This is a genomic window from Halomonas garicola (assembly GCF_031935715.1).
Taxonomy (GTDB): Bacteria; Pseudomonadota; Gammaproteobacteria; order Pseudomonadales; family Halomonadaceae; genus Vreelandella; species Vreelandella garicola.
Map to the genome: position 1 here is coordinate 50756 of NZ_JASSZF010000002.1, position 14914 is coordinate 65669.

At 62.4% G+C, this 14914-nt stretch carries 16 protein-coding genes and 2 tRNA genes; 12 read left to right on the forward strand and 6 right to left on the reverse strand.

Translation table 11 applies throughout. The features are described from left to right. Positions 1-136: 136 nt before the first annotated feature. Positions 137-1213, forward strand: coding sequence for a protease SohB (gene sohB / locus RS027_RS01220; RefSeq protein WP_311952722.1), 1077 nt, complete (start codon positions 137-139; stop codon positions 1211-1213). 10 nt (positions 1214-1223) lie between these two features. Here sohB and RS027_RS01225 read toward each other — a convergent pair whose 3' ends face one another. Next, positions 1224-1541 carry an ArsR/SmtB family transcription factor gene (locus RS027_RS01225; RefSeq protein ID WP_311952725.1) on the reverse strand — a complete coding sequence of 106 codons (318 nt, stop codon included), beginning with the start codon at positions 1539-1541 and terminating at the stop codon, positions 1224-1226. Between the two features lie 237 nt (positions 1542-1778). On the opposite strand from RS027_RS01225, the gene RS027_RS01230 reads away from it, so the two are divergent. Both RS027_RS01230 and RS027_RS01235 read left to right on the forward strand, forming a co-directional pair. After that, positions 1779-2447, forward strand: a complete 669-nt coding sequence (locus tag RS027_RS01230) for a 7-cyano-7-deazaguanine/7-aminomethyl-7-deazaguanine transporter (protein WP_311952729.1) — start codon at positions 1779-1781, stop codon at positions 2445-2447. A gap of 49 nt (positions 2448-2496) precedes the next feature. Beyond that, positions 2497-3312, forward strand: coding sequence for an alpha/beta fold hydrolase (locus RS027_RS01235; RefSeq protein ID WP_311952732.1), 816 nt, complete (start codon positions 2497-2499; stop codon positions 3310-3312). 64 nt (positions 3313-3376) lie between these two features. On the opposite strand, the gene RS027_RS01240 is transcribed toward RS027_RS01235, so the two are convergent. Beyond that, entirely contained in the window at positions 3377-4504 is a 1128-nt protein-coding gene (locus RS027_RS01240) for an ABC transporter substrate-binding protein (protein WP_311952735.1), read from the reverse strand. Positions 4505-4635: 131 nt separating this feature from the next. Here RS027_RS01240 and RS027_RS01245 point away from each other — a divergent pair, with 131 nt between their 5' ends. From RS027_RS01245 to RS027_RS01280, 8 genes are all read left to right on the forward strand, one after another. After that, on the forward strand, positions 4636-6342 hold the full coding sequence (locus RS027_RS01245; RefSeq protein ID WP_311952738.1) for a potassium/proton antiporter: 1707 nt from the start codon (positions 4636-4638) through the stop codon (positions 6340-6342). Positions 6343-6388: 46 nt separating this feature from the next. After that, positions 6389-6479, forward strand: a tRNA-Ser gene (locus RS027_RS01250). Positions 6480-6626: 147 nt separating this feature from the next. Next, a tRNA-Ser gene (locus RS027_RS01255) sits at positions 6627-6717 on the forward strand. A 262-nt stretch (positions 6718-6979) separates the two neighbouring features. Continuing rightward, positions 6980-7660 carry a Bax inhibitor-1/YccA family protein gene (locus tag RS027_RS01260; RefSeq protein ID WP_311952741.1) on the forward strand — a complete coding sequence of 227 codons (681 nt, stop codon included), beginning with the start codon at positions 6980-6982 and terminating at the stop codon, positions 7658-7660. A 90-nt stretch (positions 7661-7750) separates the two neighbouring features. Further along, positions 7751-8143: a sulfurtransferase complex subunit TusD gene (gene tusD / locus RS027_RS01265; protein WP_311952744.1), complete on the forward strand. Its 393-nt coding sequence runs from the start codon at positions 7751-7753 to the stop codon at positions 8141-8143. A 49-nt stretch (positions 8144-8192) separates the two neighbouring features. After that, positions 8193-8552 carry a sulfurtransferase complex subunit TusC gene (gene tusC / locus RS027_RS01270; RefSeq protein ID WP_311952747.1) on the forward strand — a complete coding sequence of 120 codons (360 nt, stop codon included), beginning with the start codon at positions 8193-8195 and terminating at the stop codon, positions 8550-8552. 39 nt (positions 8553-8591) lie between these two features. After that, positions 8592-8888, forward strand: coding sequence for a sulfurtransferase complex subunit TusB (gene tusB, locus RS027_RS01275; RefSeq protein ID WP_311952750.1), 297 nt, complete (start codon positions 8592-8594; stop codon positions 8886-8888). Between the two features lie 2 nt (positions 8889-8890). After that, positions 8891-9244, forward strand: a complete 354-nt coding sequence (locus tag RS027_RS01280; protein ID WP_311952752.1) for a TusE/DsrC/DsvC family sulfur relay protein — start codon at positions 8891-8893, stop codon at positions 9242-9244. Between the two features lie 32 nt (positions 9245-9276). Here RS027_RS01280 and RS027_RS01285 read toward each other — a convergent pair whose 3' ends face one another. Beyond that, on the reverse strand, positions 9277-10218 hold the full coding sequence (locus tag RS027_RS01285; protein WP_311952754.1) for a histone deacetylase family protein: 942 nt from the start codon (positions 10216-10218) through the stop codon (positions 9277-9279). 101 nt (positions 10219-10319) lie between these two features. On the opposite strand from RS027_RS01285, the gene RS027_RS01290 reads away from it, so the two are divergent. Beyond that, positions 10320-13064, forward strand: coding sequence for a bifunctional acetate--CoA ligase family protein/GNAT family N-acetyltransferase (locus RS027_RS01290; protein WP_311952756.1), 2745 nt, complete (start codon positions 10320-10322; stop codon positions 13062-13064). A 21-nt stretch (positions 13065-13085) separates the two neighbouring features. Here the strand turns inward: RS027_RS01290 and pdxH are convergent, their stop codons facing one another. Genes pdxH through RS027_RS01305 form a run of 3 tightly spaced genes read right to left on the reverse strand, consistent with a single transcriptional unit; the run spans position 13086 to position 14812 of the window. Next, positions 13086-13730, reverse strand: coding sequence for a pyridoxamine 5'-phosphate oxidase (pdxH, locus tag RS027_RS01295; RefSeq protein ID WP_311952759.1), 645 nt, complete (start codon positions 13728-13730; stop codon positions 13086-13088). 52 nt (positions 13731-13782) lie between these two features. Next, positions 13783-14133: a branched-chain amino acid transport AzlD family protein gene (locus tag RS027_RS01300; protein WP_311952762.1), complete on the reverse strand. Its 351-nt coding sequence runs from the start codon at positions 14131-14133 to the stop codon at positions 13783-13785. Then, positions 14123-14812, reverse strand: coding sequence for an AzlC family ABC transporter permease (locus tag RS027_RS01305; RefSeq protein ID WP_311952765.1), 690 nt, complete (start codon positions 14810-14812; stop codon positions 14123-14125). Before RS027_RS01305 ends, RS027_RS01300 begins: the two co-directional genes overlap by 11 nt. Positions 14813-14914: the final 102 nt, after the last annotated feature.

The following is a 14914-nucleotide window of genomic DNA, read 5'->3' on the forward strand; positions in this document are numbered from 1 at the left end:
GGCGATACTCTACGGTTGGCGAATGTTCGTCAAATAGCCTAACACCAATGGTCGCGCGTGCGCTAAAGCGCGGTCGCCCGGTTTATTAGCAAAAAATCGACTAGCAACAAAATGCGTCACAACGAGGAGAGACTCAGTGGGCGAGTGGATCATCAATATCGTCACCTTTCTTATCCAGGCGATTATCGTCATTGGCCTGGGTACGCTGGCGGCGCTGCTGTTCAGACGGGGGAAAAGCGACGGCGACGACGAGCTGACGTTGCATACCGAGGTGCTCAACGAGCAGCGTGACAAGCGTCATCGCCACCTTGACCAGGCCGGACGGGCCCCTAGAAAGCGGCGTAGTCGGCTGCTGCGCGCGCTTCGCCCCGGGCGCAGGAAAAAAGCGGCGGCCAAGGCGGATGATCTGCCCGGCTCGGCGGCGCCCGAAGGCAAGACCGGGGAGGGCGCCGGGCCTCGAGTCTGGGTGCTTGATTTTCACGGCGATCTTCAGGCGTCGGCCACCGAGCACTTTGCCGAGGAAGTGTCGGCGGTGATCCGCGTAGCGGGAAAAGAGGATGACGTTGTCGTGCGGTTAGAGTCCGGCGGCGGGCTTGTGCACGCCTACGGCCTGGCCGCGGCAGAGCTCGAGCGGCTGACGGCGGCAGGGCTTACCACCACGGTGTGCATCGATAAAGTGGCGGCCAGCGGCGGCTATCTGATGGCGTGCAGCGCCGGGCATATCAAGGCTGCGCCCTTTGCCGTGATCGGCTCTATCGGCGTGGTCGCCCAGGTGCCCAACGTGCACCGTCTGCTCAAGCGGCACGACGTGGACGTCGAGCTGCTCACCGCGGGGAAACACAAGCGCACCCTGACGATGCTGGGCGAAAACACCGAAGAAGGGCGCGCCAAGTTTATCGAGGACCTGGAGAACACCCACCGCCTGTTCAAGGACTATGTGGCCGGCCACCGCCCCGCAGTCGACATCGAAGCGCTCGCTACCGGCGAGATCTGGTACGGCAGCGAGGCGCTCAAGCGCGAGCTGGTGGATAGCGTGCAAACCAGCGAAGCCTACCTGGTCGAGCGCATGGCCGACGCCCGGGTGATCAGCGTCTGGCTGGAAGCGCCCCGGCGACTGAGCGATCGGCTGGGCATTGCGCTTGCCCGAGGGGCCGAAAGCGCCGTCGTCAGGGGGCTGGGCGCCCTGAGCGCGACGCGCTGGCACCGGCATTGAGGGCCGGCGGCTAGCCGCTGGGGTCGGCCAGCGCCTGGATAACGGCCTTGACGGCATCGCTTGCCAGGGAGTAGTGGATCGTCTGGGATTCCCGCCGCGTGGTCACCAGCGACTGCTGGCGAAGAATGGCCAGGTGCTGGGATAGCGCGGACTGGCTCAGCGCCAGCTGCTGGTTGAGCTGGGTAACCGACAGTTCGCCTTCGGCGAGCAGGCACAGAATGTGCAGTCGCTTGGCGTTGGCCATGGCCTTGAGTATCCGTGCGCTGGTCTCGATGGCGTCACCGTTATCATCCAGCAGGTGCATAGCGGCGCGGGGAAAGCTAGGCATGATTGGCTCCTGGCATATCGCTCCTGGCGTCCGTGAAAAGATCTTGATTTACGTTTCCGTACATTAGCTTAATTTTCCCAATGGTGATTCAACGGTACGGCAGCGTTTCTTCAACGGCCGGCGCGCCCGGCTTTTCTTCCTCTGGCCGTTGGGTATAATGACGGCCGCCGCCCGTACGGGCAGGAGGGTTCCCTCACCCCTTCGTTTTCACTCAGTAAAAAGGATGCCTGCCAGCCGATGTTTGTCCTGCCTGATCTTCAGCACCGCCGTTGCCTGTTTCTTTTGGTGACCTTCCACATTTCGATCATTGCCGCCAGCAACTATCTGGTGCAGCTGCCGTTTACGCTGTTCGGCCTGAATACCACCTGGGGCGCGTTCAGCTTTCCGTTCATCTTTCTAGCAACGGACCTCACCGTGCGGCTGTTTGGTAAAGAGCCTGCCAGAACCATTGTGCGGCGAGTGATGCTCCCGGCGCTGATCGTGTCCTACGTGGTCTCGGTGGTATTTCCCCGGGGGGAGTATGCCGGCCTGGCCGCCCTTACCGAGTGGGATACCTTCGTTGCGCGTATCGCGCTGGCAAGCTTTATGGCTTATGTGGTGGGGCAAACCCTCGACGTCCATGTCTTCAACCGCCTGCGTCGGATGGTGTGGTGGGTGGCCCCGGTGTTCTCCACGGTAGTGGGCAACTTTGCCGATACCCTGACGTTTTTCTTCACCGCTTTTTATCAAAGCCCCGATGCTTTCATGGCGGCCAACTGGCTGGAGATCGCCCTGGTGGACTACGTCATCAAGCTGGGAATCAGCATGGTGCTGTTCCTGCCGCTTTACGGCGTGCTGCTGGCCTGGCTGACGCGTAAAATGGTGGCCTGGACGGAGACCGCCGATGCCACTCCCAGCACCGCCTGAATCCGCTTTGGTATAAAGCGCAGCCTGACCATCATCACAAGGAGCCACTATGCCGTCTGCGGCCGAGCCTTCCCCCGTTGAGCTTTACTGCATTGATAGCGGGGCGGATGACAGCGGCGAGCTGCCGCTGGTCATTGTTCATGGCCTGCTGGGCAGCGCCGATAACTGGCGCTCGCATATCCGCGACTGGCGGGGCGCGCGCCGGGTGATCGCGGTGGACTTGCGCAACCACGGCCGCTCGCCCCATGCCGACGGCATGGACTATGCGGCGATGAGCGACGACGTGCTGGCGGTGCTGGACAGGCTCGGCCTTGAGCGGGTGCACGTGCTGGGCCACTCCATGGGCGGCAAGGTTGCCATGACTCTGGCACGTCGGCGGCCCCAGCGGGTGGCCTCCCTGATCGTGGCAGATATCGCCCCGGTCGCCTACGACCACGGCCACGACGACATTTTTGCCGCCATGCGCGAGCTTGAGCAGGGGCATCCGACGGATCGCCGGAAGGCCGATGCGCTGCTGGCGCGGTATATCGATTCGCGCCCCATCCGGCTTTTTCTGGCCACCAACCTTCAGCGCGGCGACGGCGAGATGACGCTGCGGATAGACCTGGACCGTATTATCGCGGGCTATCCCGATATCATCGCGCCGCCGGCCGGGGAGAGCCCCTTCGACGGCCCGGCCATGGTGCTGCGTGGGGCGGAGTCGGACTACGTGCAGGACGACATGCTGCCAACGCTTCGCGAGGTGCTGCCCAGAGCACGCGTCGTCACGCTCAAAAAAGCCGGTCACTGGCTGCACGCCGATCAGCCCGAGGCCTTTCAGCAGGCGGTGGCGACGTTTCTGGCTGCGCATCCGCACGGTGAGTGAGTCAGTCGCGGTGCCGATCTCAAGGCCGCAATGTCCTTAGCCCGCACGGCCGGCACGCAGCGGTCTATAGCGTATGGGGGTCCACGGCTAACGCGCGGGTGGGCAGGCGCATGTCGGTGATGCCGCGCTCCTGCAAAAACGTTTCCATACGTCGGTAGCGTCTTGTATCCACCGCCGCCGGGCGCAGCGCCATGCGCCGCACAATCGAAGGCCAGGCGGCTTTGTTGACGCTATTATCCAGCACCGGGTAGGCCTCAATCAGCGTTTTCCAGGCGCGTGCGGGGTCGTCGGCAATCCAGCGGGCGGCGTTTTCCAGAGCGATGGTCAGGCGTTGCCAGGTGTCTTTGCGCTCTTTCAGCGTCTTGGCGTTAACCATTAGAATCAGCCCGTCGTGGACCGGCAGCCCCAGCTCGGTATAGGGAATGACGCTGGCATTGATGCCGTCGGTTGCCAGCTGTGCGGGCAGCGAGTGGTAAAAACCGTCGGCCATGACCTGAATGTTGCTTTCCTGAAGGTGGCGCTCGCTGCCGTAGTGCACGTTGAGCGGGGCGCTGTAGCCATCGGTCTGGCGCACGCTGCCGGGAACCAGCAGCGGCACGATAAGCTCGGCGCCTTCCCGGGTGGCATAGCCGTAGGGCAGAGTGGCCAGCGCGTCGATGTCATCCGGCTGGGAGTTGCCGGTGACGATGACCGCGTTGAGCGGCGTTGCCATCAGCGTAGCAATACGTATCAGACGGTCATCGTCGTGATCGCGCAGATGCAGGAGCGGCTGACGGGCCAGGGCCGCGTCGACTTCGCCGGCGGCCAGCAGCTTGGCGGGCAGGGAGGGGTCGGCCGGCGGCTTGAGCGTGACGTCAAGCCCCTGCGCCTGATAAAGCTCCCGCGCCTTGGCTGCCAGCAGCGGCGCGTGCTGGGGGCTTAAAAACCAGTCGAGCATGATGGTCAGCGATTCCATCGGCGGCGGCGGAAGCGGCTCGGGCGTCGCCACGGCGATGCTGGGGGCAGGGATCACGATGTTGGCCGGCGGCCAGAGGTTGTCGGGCAACGTTACGTCGCCGTCCAGCGTCAGGGCGTCGTCATCCGCGGAGCCGTCCTGCGCCCAGAGGCCGACGCTGACCAGCCACAGCAGCGCCAGCAGGCAGGATCCTGTGCCGGGGAGGCAACGTAACCGGGAAGATGTTGTCGATGTCATGAAGCGAAGTGTATCCGCATGATAAACGGCCTGGCTAGCGTCGTGTGATGCGCTTGGGGCATAGATTGTCACGGTAAAGCCGTGCCCGGCATGGCATAATGGCCCGGATCACGCGGTCGAGACGGGGAGACATGGACGCAATATATACCTTCTTTTTACTGGGCGGCGGCCTGATGACGCTGAGTATTCTGGCCAGCCGCCTGTCATCGCTTTTCGGCCTGCCGCTTTTGTTGATCTTCCTTGGCCTCGGCATGCTGGCCGGCGAAGAAGGCATCCTTGGGATCGAGTTCGACAACTATTCCATGGCCTTCATCATCGGTCATCTGGCGCTGGCCATGATCCTGCTCGACGGCGGTTTGCGCACGCGGTTGAAAACCTTCCGCGTGGCCTTCAAGCCGGCGCTGCTGCTGGCGACCTTCGGCGTGCTGGTGACCAGCGCCATTGTCGGCGCGATTGCCATGCTGATTTTTGACCTGACGCTGATCCAGGGGCTGCTGGTGGGCGCCATCGTCGGCTCGACCGATGCCGCTGCGGTGTTTTCCATGCTCAGGGGGCACGGCGTCAACCTCAACGAGCGGGTGGGCGCTACGCTTGAGATCGAGTCGGGTACCAACGACCCGATGGCGATCTTTCTGACGCTGATGCTCATCGAAGTGCTGCGCGGGGACATCGGCGGCGTCGGTGAAACGGCGCTTTTTTTCGTTACTCAGTTCGGCATCGGGCTTGCCGTGGGGATCGGTGGGGGCTGGCTCAGCGCCAAGCTGCTGCGCTTCATGGACCTGGCCCCGGGGCTTTATTCCATGCTGGCGCTGGCGCTGGGTTTCAGCGTCTTCGGGTTGACCAGCGTGCTCGGGGGCAGCGGTTTTCTCGCCATCTATCTGGCCGGGCTGATGATTGGCAATCAGCCCGGGCGCCATCTCAGCTCTATCCTCCCGGTGCATGACGGTCTGGCCTGGCTAAGCCAGATTGGCCTGTTTCTGGTGCTGGGGCTGCTGGTGACGCCAAGCCAGCTGTGGGACGTAGCACTGCCCGCCTCCCTGGTGGCGCTGGCGCTGATCTTTGTCGCCCGCCCCATTGCCGTGTTTGCCATCATCAAGCCGTTTTTCAAGTTTCGCACCCGGGAGGTATTGTTTATTGCCTGGGTCGGGCTGCGCGGGGCGGTGCCCATTGTGCTGGCCATTTTTCCGCTGATTGGCGGGGTGGAAAATGCCTCGCTGTACTTCAACGTGGCCTTTGCCGTGGTGCTCATGTCGCTGCTGGTCCAGGGCGGCTCGCTTGCCTGGGTGGCGCGCTGGCTCAAGCTCGAGGTGCCCGACGGCGCCACGCCCAATCGCCGGGGACCCTTGGGCATTCTGCCGGAAAACGACTTCGAGATGTTTGTGTATGAAGTGGAAAACCTTGATCTCGACGACGTTCCCATCCGCCTGCTGCGGTTTCCCTCCGGTGCGTTGATTTCCGCGCTGTTTCGTCAACATGCCATGCTCCACCCGAAGGGCAATACACGGTTGAAGATCGGCGACGTCCTCTGCGTGATCGGGCGGGAAGAGGACATCGTGGCGCTTAACCGCTTGTTCAACGGCGACGCGCGCTTCAAGCAGGAGCGGGCCTTCTTTGGGGCCTTTACCCTGGATGCCAGCGCGCGAATGAAGGACATTGCCGAAGCGTACGGCCTCACTCTGGGGTCAGGTACTCCCGACATGACGCTGGCCGATTTCATGGCGCTGCGGGTCGGCGGGCACCCGGTGGTAGGCGACGACGTGGACTGGCACGGCATCCAGTGGGTGGTCAGCGAAATGAACGGCAACCTCATCACTCGGGTGGGCCTCCGGCTTTACTAAACGCATTGATTTCCAGCGGAAAACCGGTAAAATTCGCCCCCGTGTTGGAGGGATGGCAGAGTGGTTGATTGCACCGGTCTCGAAAACCGGCGTAGGTGAGTAGCCTACCCAGGGTTCGAATCCCTGTCCCTCCGCCAAAAACATTGTAAATCAAGCGCCTGCGGGCGCTTTTTTTCGCTGGACGATCAGCAAAATGGAAGGCGACGTTATCCCCGGGGGCGGACCCTGGGCTCGACGAAAAGCATTGACTTCCAACGGCAGGCTGGTAAGATGCGCCCCACGTCGGAGGGATGGCAGAGCGGTTGATTGCACCGGTCTTGAAAACCGGCGTAGGTTTGTAGCCTACCCAGGGTTCGAATCCCTGTCCCTCCGCCAAAAACTCATTGCAAATCAAGCGCCTGCGGGCGCTTTTTTTGTTTTATACGGTCCTTGGCCTGGCCGTGGGGCGGTGTGTCCCGGTGCCGACGGCGGTGGCGTTTCGAGACGTTCTGGGAAGACGGTTGCGGATAGGCAGAGCGCAAAAACCTGCCCGCGTTGAATGCGCATGTAGCGACAGAGGCTTTTCAGGCTTGCGTATGGAACCTGTGGGCGGCATGCTTGTCGATTGTTGAGTAAACGACCAACGGAGCATGTTTACATGGCTTACAACGAATCACGCCTTTCCAGATCGCAGTCGACACAGGGCGTAAGCGATCTTGGTGCCAGCAAGGTGCTGCGTAATACCTACGCGCTTCTGGCCATGACGCTGCTGTTTTCTGCGGCAACCGCAGGTGCCGCAATGGCCATGGGTATCGAGCGGATCAATATCCTGGTGTTTTTCATCGGCGCCTACGGGCTGATGTTTCTCGTCCACAAGACGGCCAACTCCGCCACCGGGCTTTTGGCGACCTTTGCTTTTACCGGTTTCATGGGCTTTACCCTCGGTCCTATTCTCTCGGCCTACCTGACCCTGCCCAACGGCGCCGAGCTGATCATGACGGCGCTTGCCATGACCGGGCTGACCTTCTTTGGTCTGTCGGCAGTGGCGCTAGTGACCAAGAAGGACTTCAGCTTTTTAAGCAACTTCCTGATGGCCGGTGCCATCGTGCTGATCCTTGCCATGGTGGCGGGGCTGGTTTTCCAGATTCAGGCGCTGTCGCTGATGGTATCGGCGGGCTTCGTGCTGTTTTCCTCGGCGGCGATCCTCTACCAGACCAGCGAAATGGTGCACCGCGCCGGCGAGACCAACTATATTCTCGCGACCATTACGCTGTACGTGTCCATCTACAATCTCTTTATCAGCCTGCTTTCCCTGCTGGGCATCATGAGCAGCGATTAAGCACTCTGCTATACCCAAGCCAGCCGGGCCTTGTGCGTCAGCTTTTCTGATGCCAGGGCCTGCGTTGTTTTAGGACGATGGAGGTGACGCATGAAATACGCGCTGTTGGTCATGGGCGCGCCCTATAGCAGTCAGGCGCCGCATTCGGCGCTACGCTTCGCCCGTGCGCTGCTGGACGGGGAGCACACGCTGGACAGCGTGTTCTTTTACCGGGACGGGGTGCACAACGCCTCTTTTCTGATGACGCCGCCCCAGGACGAGGCGAATTTGCACAGGCTCTGGTGCGAGCTGAATCGAGAGCATGGCGTAAAGCTCGACGTCTGTATCGCCGCGGCGCTGCGCCGCGGCCTGATTAACGCCGAGGAGGCCGCGCGGCACGGCCACGGTGAATACAGCGTCGCCTCGCCCTTTGCGCTGACCGGGCTTGGGCAGCTGCTTGATATCCAGCAGCGCTGCGACCGGGTCATCACCTTTGCCGCCTGAGACTTCTGTCAGCTTGTTACCTATCCCTTCTGTGAAGTGACCACGCGCCATGGATGATACGCTACTTGTTGTGATACGCAGCGCGCCTTACCAGGGCGTCAGGCTGCGCGAAAGCCTGGATGCGCTGCTGGTCGGGGCAGCGTTTGGCAAGCCGGTAGTGCCGCTGTTCATGGGGCAGGGCCTCTTTGCGCTGCTGCCCGGGCAAACGCCCGGAGCCCCGGGCCAGAAGGCCACGCTGCCGATTATCGATATGCTGGAAATGTACGATATCGATACGCTTTACCTGCCCGCCGCAGACGCCACCGCCCGCGGACTTACCGAGGGTGACTTGGTCGCCAATACGCAGCTGCTCGACGCCGACGCCGTGCAGGCGCTGTTTCATGAGGCCGGGCAGGTTCTGACGTTTTGACTGCTCAGATTTTTCCCCAGTAGCGATGACACAGGGCCGATGATGATACTGCATATCCTTAACTGCCCCCCGGGCGACGGCCAGGCAAGCGCCCAGGCGCTCGCGGCCATGGCGGCGGAAGATGCGCTGCTGCTGATCGAAGACGGCGTTTATGCTGTGCTCGATGCCGGCTGGGAAGGCCACCGGCTTGACGTCGGACGTCTTTACGCGCTCGAGGACGACCTTGCCGCCCGGGGGCTTGGCAGCCGGGCACACGAACGAAACATTGAAACGGTCAGCATGGAAGCCTTCGTCGCGTTGACCGCCAGGGCACGGCAAACTGTTAGCTGGTACTAAGTATGGTCGAAGCAAAAATATACCGTTATCTTGAATGTGAAAACAAAAAAATCCCACTCGATCCCGAAAGTTATCTCGTCAACATGGGTGACTGGACGGAAAGCGTGGCAGAAGCCCTGGCCGAAGAGGACGGCATTACGCTAACGAAGGCCCATTGGGAGCTTATCTGGGTGCTGCGCAATTTTTACGCCCGCTTTGAAATGGCGCCGGCCATGCGCGCCTGGATCAAGGCGGTAAAGCAGCAGCTGGGCGAGGAGAAGGGGCACTCAATTTATGTGATGTCGCTTTTTCCCGGCAGCCCGGCCAAGCGCGCCGCCCGCATTGCCGGGTTGCCCAAGCCGACCCACTGCCTTTGAGCGCTAACCGTTAAAACACGCCTGGCGACGGCTCAGGCGGTATCGGCAAAGGGCAGCCCCAGCAGCGCCTTGAGATGGGCCTCGGTAGCGCTTGCCAGCGACTCCAGGTGGTAGCCGCCTTCCAGCACCGACACCAGCCGGCCGTCCGCATACAGCGTGGCCATTTCCATCGCCAGCCGCGTTATCCAGTAAAAGTCCCCATCGCTCAGTTCGAGATCCGACATGGAATCGTTGCGGTGGGCGTCGAACCCCGACGATAGTAGCACCAGGTCGGGTTTGAAGGCGTGCAGCGCCGGCAGCCACTGGTCTTCGATGGCCTGGCGAAACGTCTCCCCGTTTGCGCCTGCCTCAAGGGGCGTATTCACCACGTTGTGGTAGTCGTCTTCCATATAGCGCCAGGGATAGAAGGGCGCCTGGAAGCTAGTGCATATCAGCACGTTCGGATCCTCTTTGAAAATATCGATGGTGCCGTTGCACTGGTGCACGTCGAAATCGAGGATGGCAATGCGCCGCGCCGAGTACCGTTTGCGCGCATAGGCCGCCGCCACGGCGACGTTATTATAAAAACAAAAGCCCATGGTCGCCGCTGCCTCAGCGTGATGGCCCGGCGGGCGGACCGCGCAGAAAACGTTATCCGCCTGATGGCGATACACCTGATCCACACCCCGCAGCGCGGCCCCGGCGGCCATCGCCGCCGCCTTCAGACTCTCGGGGTTCATCAGCGTATCGTCATTGAGCATGACAATATCCTGATGGGGCACCACGTTCTTGAGCGCCTGCAAGTGTTGGCTAGGGTGTACCCTTGCCAGGTCTTCCCGGCTGGCTTCTTTGGCTTCGGACTGCATGGTCTGCTGCAGCAGTCCGGCAAGCGCCAGGCGCGCGCTTATCGCTTCCAGACGCTGGGGCGATTCGGGATGCTCCGGCCCCATGTGGTGCAGGGCACAATGAGGATGCGTGATATAGGCAGTGATCATGTCGGCGCTCCGCTGTGGTTCTGGACAGCTTAAGCAAAAAGCCGGGATGTGTCATAGTGCCCATAGGTCGTAACGGCGCTATTTCCCGGGGGAGTACCCAAATGAGCACGAAATTTCTGCATCATTTTTTACAGCCGGCATCGCTTGCCGTTATCGGCGCGTCGGAAAAGCCCGAATCCCTGGGCGGGCTGGTGCTGCGCAACGTTCAGGAAGGCGGCTTCTGGGGCAAGCTCTGGGCGGTCAACCGGCGCGGCTATGCCGACGTGTTCGGTGCTCCCTGCGTGTCGCGGGTGCACGACCTGCCGGCCATTCCCGACATGGCGGTCATCTGTACCGTCATCGAAGGGGTGCCGGCGCTGATCGACGAGCTGGGGGAGCTTGGCGTCAAGGCGGCGCTGGTGCTCTCCGGCGGCGCCCATCTGGACCGTGACACCCATTACCACGGCTCGCTCAAGGCGCGCATGCTCAAAGCCGCCCGGGCATCGGGCATTCGCCTGCTGGGGCCAGAATGCATGGGCGTTATCGTCCCCGGCAAAAAGCTGAACGCCTCCTACGCCAGCCAGCCGGTCAAGGCGGGGCGGGTCGCCTACCTGGGCCAGTCGGGCATGCTGGCCAACGCCATGATCGACTGGGCGGCCGGGCGCGACGTGGGCTTCTCTCACGTGGTCACCGTTGGCAACAGCGTCGACGTGCTGCTCCCCGACGTGCTGGACTACATCAATCAGTATTCGCCGGCGCAGGCGATCCTTCTGCACCTTGAGCACGTCCGCGATGCCCAGCATTTCATGACCGCGCTGCGGGATGCCTCGCGCAACCGCCTGGTGGTGGCCATCAAGAGCGGGCGCACGCCGGAGTCAGAGCTTAACAAGCCGCTGGTCACGCCGGGCGTTGCCCACCGCGATACCATCTTCGACGCGGCTTTCTCCCGCGCGGGCGTGGTGCGCGTCGACGACTCCGACGAGCTGCTCGACGCGCTGGAGACGCTCTCGCGCATGCGGCCGCTGAAGGGCGACCGGCTGGCGGTGGTGTCCAACGGCCTGGGGCCGGCCATGCTGGCGATCGACAAACTGGTCAGTGCCGGGGGCAAGCTGGCCATGTTCAGCGACGATACCCGCCAGGCCCTCGAGCAGCAGGGCCTTGACATCAGCAAGCCCGGGGAAAACCCGGTGGATCTCAGCGGCAACGCCACGCCGTCGCGCCTGGTCGAAGCGCTAGCCATCGTCAGCGCCGACCCCGGGGTCGATGCCGTGCTGCTGGTTCACGCCGCGACTCGCCTGGCACCTTCCCGAGAGACGGCCGATGCCCTGATTGACCAGCGGCCCAAGGTTCGGCGCAACCTGCTGACCAGCTGGATGGGCCTTAAGGAAGCCCAGGCCGCTCGCCTGGCCTGTAATCAAGCCGGCATTCCCACCTATATTTCCCCGGAAAAGGCGGTCAAGGCGTTCATGCACATGGTGGACTACCAGCGCGTACAGACGCTGCTGCAGGAGACCCCGCCGAGCCTGCCGTTTGCCACCAGCGCCGAAATACGCGCCCGCTGCCACGCGCTGATCCAGGCAGCCCGGGCCGAAGGCCGGAAGTCGCTGACCCACGGCGAAACGGCCCAGGTGCTGGAAGCCTACGGGATACCGGCAGCGCCCAGCCTGTATCTACATACGGCGGAAGAGGCGTTGGAAAAGGCCGGCCGGATTGCCGGGCCCAAAGCGCTGAAAATTGTTCACGAGGGCAACTGCCGGCCGTTTCGCTATCGCCGACATCCGCACAAGCTTTCCGCCGGCCTGCTTCAGGACCTGCAAACCCCGGAGCAGGTCGCCGACGGCCTCACGCGCCTCGGCGACAAGGTGCGCGAGAAATTTCCCGACTACGCCATTCGCGAGTACTGCCTGCAGCCCATGCAGCGGGGCAAGCATTCCATGCAGGTGTGCGCCGGCATTACCCGGGACCCTGTCTTCGGTCCGCTGATTGTCTTCGGTATCGGGGGGTACAAGGTCAACGTGCTGGCCGACCGGCAGGTGGCGTTACCGCCGCTAAACATGAGCCTGTCCGCTGACATGGTGGGGCGCACTCACGTGGCCTCGCTGATACGCGAGCATTCGGCCGCGCCGGAGCGCGACATCGAGCGGCTGTGCGAGCTGCTGGTCAAGCTCTCGCAAATGGCAACGGACCTGGTGGAACTGCAGGGGCTTGAGCTGAATCCGCTGCTGCTCAACCGCGACGGCATGGTGGCAGTAGACTTTGCCATGGACCTGGGCAAGCCGGCCCGCTTTGCCATCATGCCGTACCCCGAAGAGCTGCGGGAATGGACGACGCTGAACAACGGTTGGCCGGTCGAGGTGCGTCCGGTTCGCGCCGAAGACGCGCCGCTGATCAGCGCCTTTCACCGCAAGCTCTCCGAGCAGAGCATCCGCTTTCGCTACTTTCACAACAAGGCGGACCTGTCCCAGCGGGATTTATCGATCCTGTCCCACATCAACTACGATCGCCAGATGGCGTTTATCGCCGAGCACCGGCCCGAAGCGGGGGAGCGCCAGATGCTGGGTGTGGTGCGGGTATGGAACGATCCCGACAATCTGCGCACGGAGTTTTCCATTATCATCCGCGACGATCTCCAGGGGCTCGGCATCGGCAGCCTGCTGATGCACAAGATGATCAGCTATTGCCGTCACATCGGTATCATCGAGATGACCGGCACCATCATGATGGATAACCACCCCATGCGCGCGCTGATGAGGCACCTGGGGTTCAAGTGCCGCTTTGACATGGAAGAGCAGGTGGTCGAGGCCACGCTACGCCTGAACGAGCCGGAAAACGAGTGGCAGCGCCACCGGCTGGAAACCTCGAGCTGACGGTCGATGCGCCGCTTGCCGTTAGGGCGCCAGGCGAAACTGCTGCCAGCTTTCGCTGTCGCGGCGCTCGTAGCGGATACGGTCATGCAGCCGGCTGGGCTGGCCCTGCCAGAATTCGATCATGTCGGGCACCACGCGGTATCCGCCCCAGTGGATGGGCCGGGGGATTTCCTGGCCGTCGTAGGCCCGCTCAAAACGCTGCTGACGCTCCTCGATCCAGTTGCGGTCGGGAATTACAACGCTCTGGGTGGCAATCCAGGTACTCAGCTGGCTGTTGCGCGGGCGGCCGTGGAAGTAGGCGTCAGACTCGTCACTGCCGACCGGGTCGACGCTGCCTTCAATGCGCACCTGACGGGAAAGCGAGGGCCACCAGAAAGTCAGCGCGGCAAAGGGGACGTTGCTAAGCTCGCTGCCCTTGTGGCTGTGATAGTTGGTATAAAAGACCATGCCGGCATCGTCAAAGCCCTTGAGCAGCACGATCCGCCCGTGGGGGCGCCCCTGGTTGTCGGTGGTGGCAAGCGTCATGACGTTACCGTCCTCGCCTTCCTTTTCCAGCGCGAGGGTCAGCCATTCGTCAAATAGCGCAAACGGGTCGTCGGGCGTTTGCGACTCGTCGAGACGACCGCCTTCATAGTCACGCCTGATATCGGCTATGTTGCGTGTCATGGGTTTTCTCTCTTGAATGTAGGAGCCATGTTGGCTGCTATAAAAACAAAGCTCAACCCGCCCAGCTCAGCTGGACCATGAGCATATAGCTAGCGGTGCCCAGCACGATCGAAAGCAGGGCGTTGCGGCGCCACAGGTGAAGCCCCGCCACCAGCAGCGAGGCCACTATCAGCGGCAGGCCGTTGTCCCCCATGTTGAGCTGCCAGTCGGATGCCAGCGGGGTAAAGTCGCGCAGCGCGTAGATCACCAGAATCAGCATAACCGCCGGCGGCAGGTAGCGCCCGAGGTGCAGGATCAAAGGATGATCAGCCTGGCGCGACAGCGCCACGAAGGGCAGCACACGGGTGGCGAAGGTGGCCAGTGCGCAGACCATGATCAGCTGCCATAGCGGATCAGTGAGCATGGCGTTTCTCCCGGCGCTGGTCGTGACGATAATGCGCCAGCAGCAATAAACTGGCGCTGCCGATCGCCCCCAGCAGCAAATGCCGGTCCGGCAGCAGCAGCACGGCACCAAGACCGGTAGCCAGCGCGATGGCGAAGGGTAGCGCCTGCTTCAGCCGCCTGGCCTGCTCAAGCGTCAGCACGATAAACAGGGCGGTCAGGGCAAACTCGATCCCCTGGCTATTGAACAGCTGCGCGCTGCCCACGGCAATGCCGATCAGGGTACCGGAGAACCACCAGAGATGATTGAGCAGGCTGACCCGAAACCCCAGCGCATGAGTATAGGCCTGCTGGCTGGTCAGCAGCGAATAGGTTTCGTCGGTCAGGGCAAAAATCATGTAGGGCTTGCGCCAGCCGGCGCCCTGAAAGCGCTTTAATAGCGACAGGCCGTAAAACACGTGGCGCGAGTTGAGCATCATGGTCGCCACGGCGACTTCGGTCAGCCCGGCACCGGCGGCCAGTAACGTGGTCGCCAGAAACTGGCCGGCCCCGGCATAAATGATGATCGACATCGCCGCCGCCGCATACCAGGGAATGCCTACCTCGATGGCCACGATGCCGAACGCGGCTCCCAGCGGCAAATATCCGAACATGACCGGCAGCGTCTGCTTGCCGGCGTCGCGCCACGTTTGGCTGTTCACGCCTCTGCCTCCTTGGTAGCCCTGGGTTTACTGGTTGGACTTACTGACTCCGAGCTGCTGGCCTGTTTTTATCGGCCTGTCGCCAATCACTCTGTTTGCAGC

Coding starts and splice junctions, on each gene's coding strand:
- RS027_RS01225 (WP_311952725.1), bottom strand. CDS start 1,541: ATGCCTAGCTTTCCCCGCGCCGCTATGCACCTGCTGGATGATAACGGT.
- RS027_RS01230 (WP_311952729.1), top strand. CDS start 1,779: ATGTTTGTCCTGCCTGATCTTCAGCACCGCCGTTGCCTGTTTCTTTTG.
- RS027_RS01235 (WP_311952732.1), top strand. CDS start 2,497: ATGCCGTCTGCGGCCGAGCCTTCCCCCGTTGAGCTTTACTGCATTGAT.
- RS027_RS01240 (WP_311952735.1), bottom strand. CDS start 4,504: ATGACATCGACAACATCTTCCCGGTTACGTTGCCTCCCCGGCACAGGA.
- RS027_RS01245 (WP_311952738.1), top strand. CDS start 4,636: ATGGACGCAATATATACCTTCTTTTTACTGGGCGGCGGCCTGATGACG.
- RS027_RS01260 (WP_311952741.1), top strand. CDS start 6,980: ATGGCTTACAACGAATCACGCCTTTCCAGATCGCAGTCGACACAGGGC.
- tusD (WP_311952744.1), top strand. CDS start 7,751: ATGAAATACGCGCTGTTGGTCATGGGCGCGCCCTATAGCAGTCAGGCG.
- tusC (WP_311952747.1), top strand. CDS start 8,193: ATGGATGATACGCTACTTGTTGTGATACGCAGCGCGCCTTACCAGGGC.
- tusB (WP_311952750.1), top strand. CDS start 8,592: ATGATGATACTGCATATCCTTAACTGCCCCCCGGGCGACGGCCAGGCA.
- RS027_RS01280 (WP_311952752.1), top strand. CDS start 8,891: ATGGTCGAAGCAAAAATATACCGTTATCTTGAATGTGAAAACAAAAAA.
- RS027_RS01285 (WP_311952754.1), bottom strand. CDS start 10,218: ATGATCACTGCCTATATCACGCATCCTCATTGTGCCCTGCACCACATG.
- RS027_RS01290 (WP_311952756.1), top strand. CDS start 10,320: ATGAGCACGAAATTTCTGCATCATTTTTTACAGCCGGCATCGCTTGCC.
- pdxH (WP_311952759.1), bottom strand. CDS start 13,730: ATGACACGCAACATAGCCGATATCAGGCGTGACTATGAAGGCGGTCGT.
- RS027_RS01300 (WP_311952762.1), bottom strand. CDS start 14,133: ATGCTCACTGATCCGCTATGGCAGCTGATCATGGTCTGCGCACTGGCC.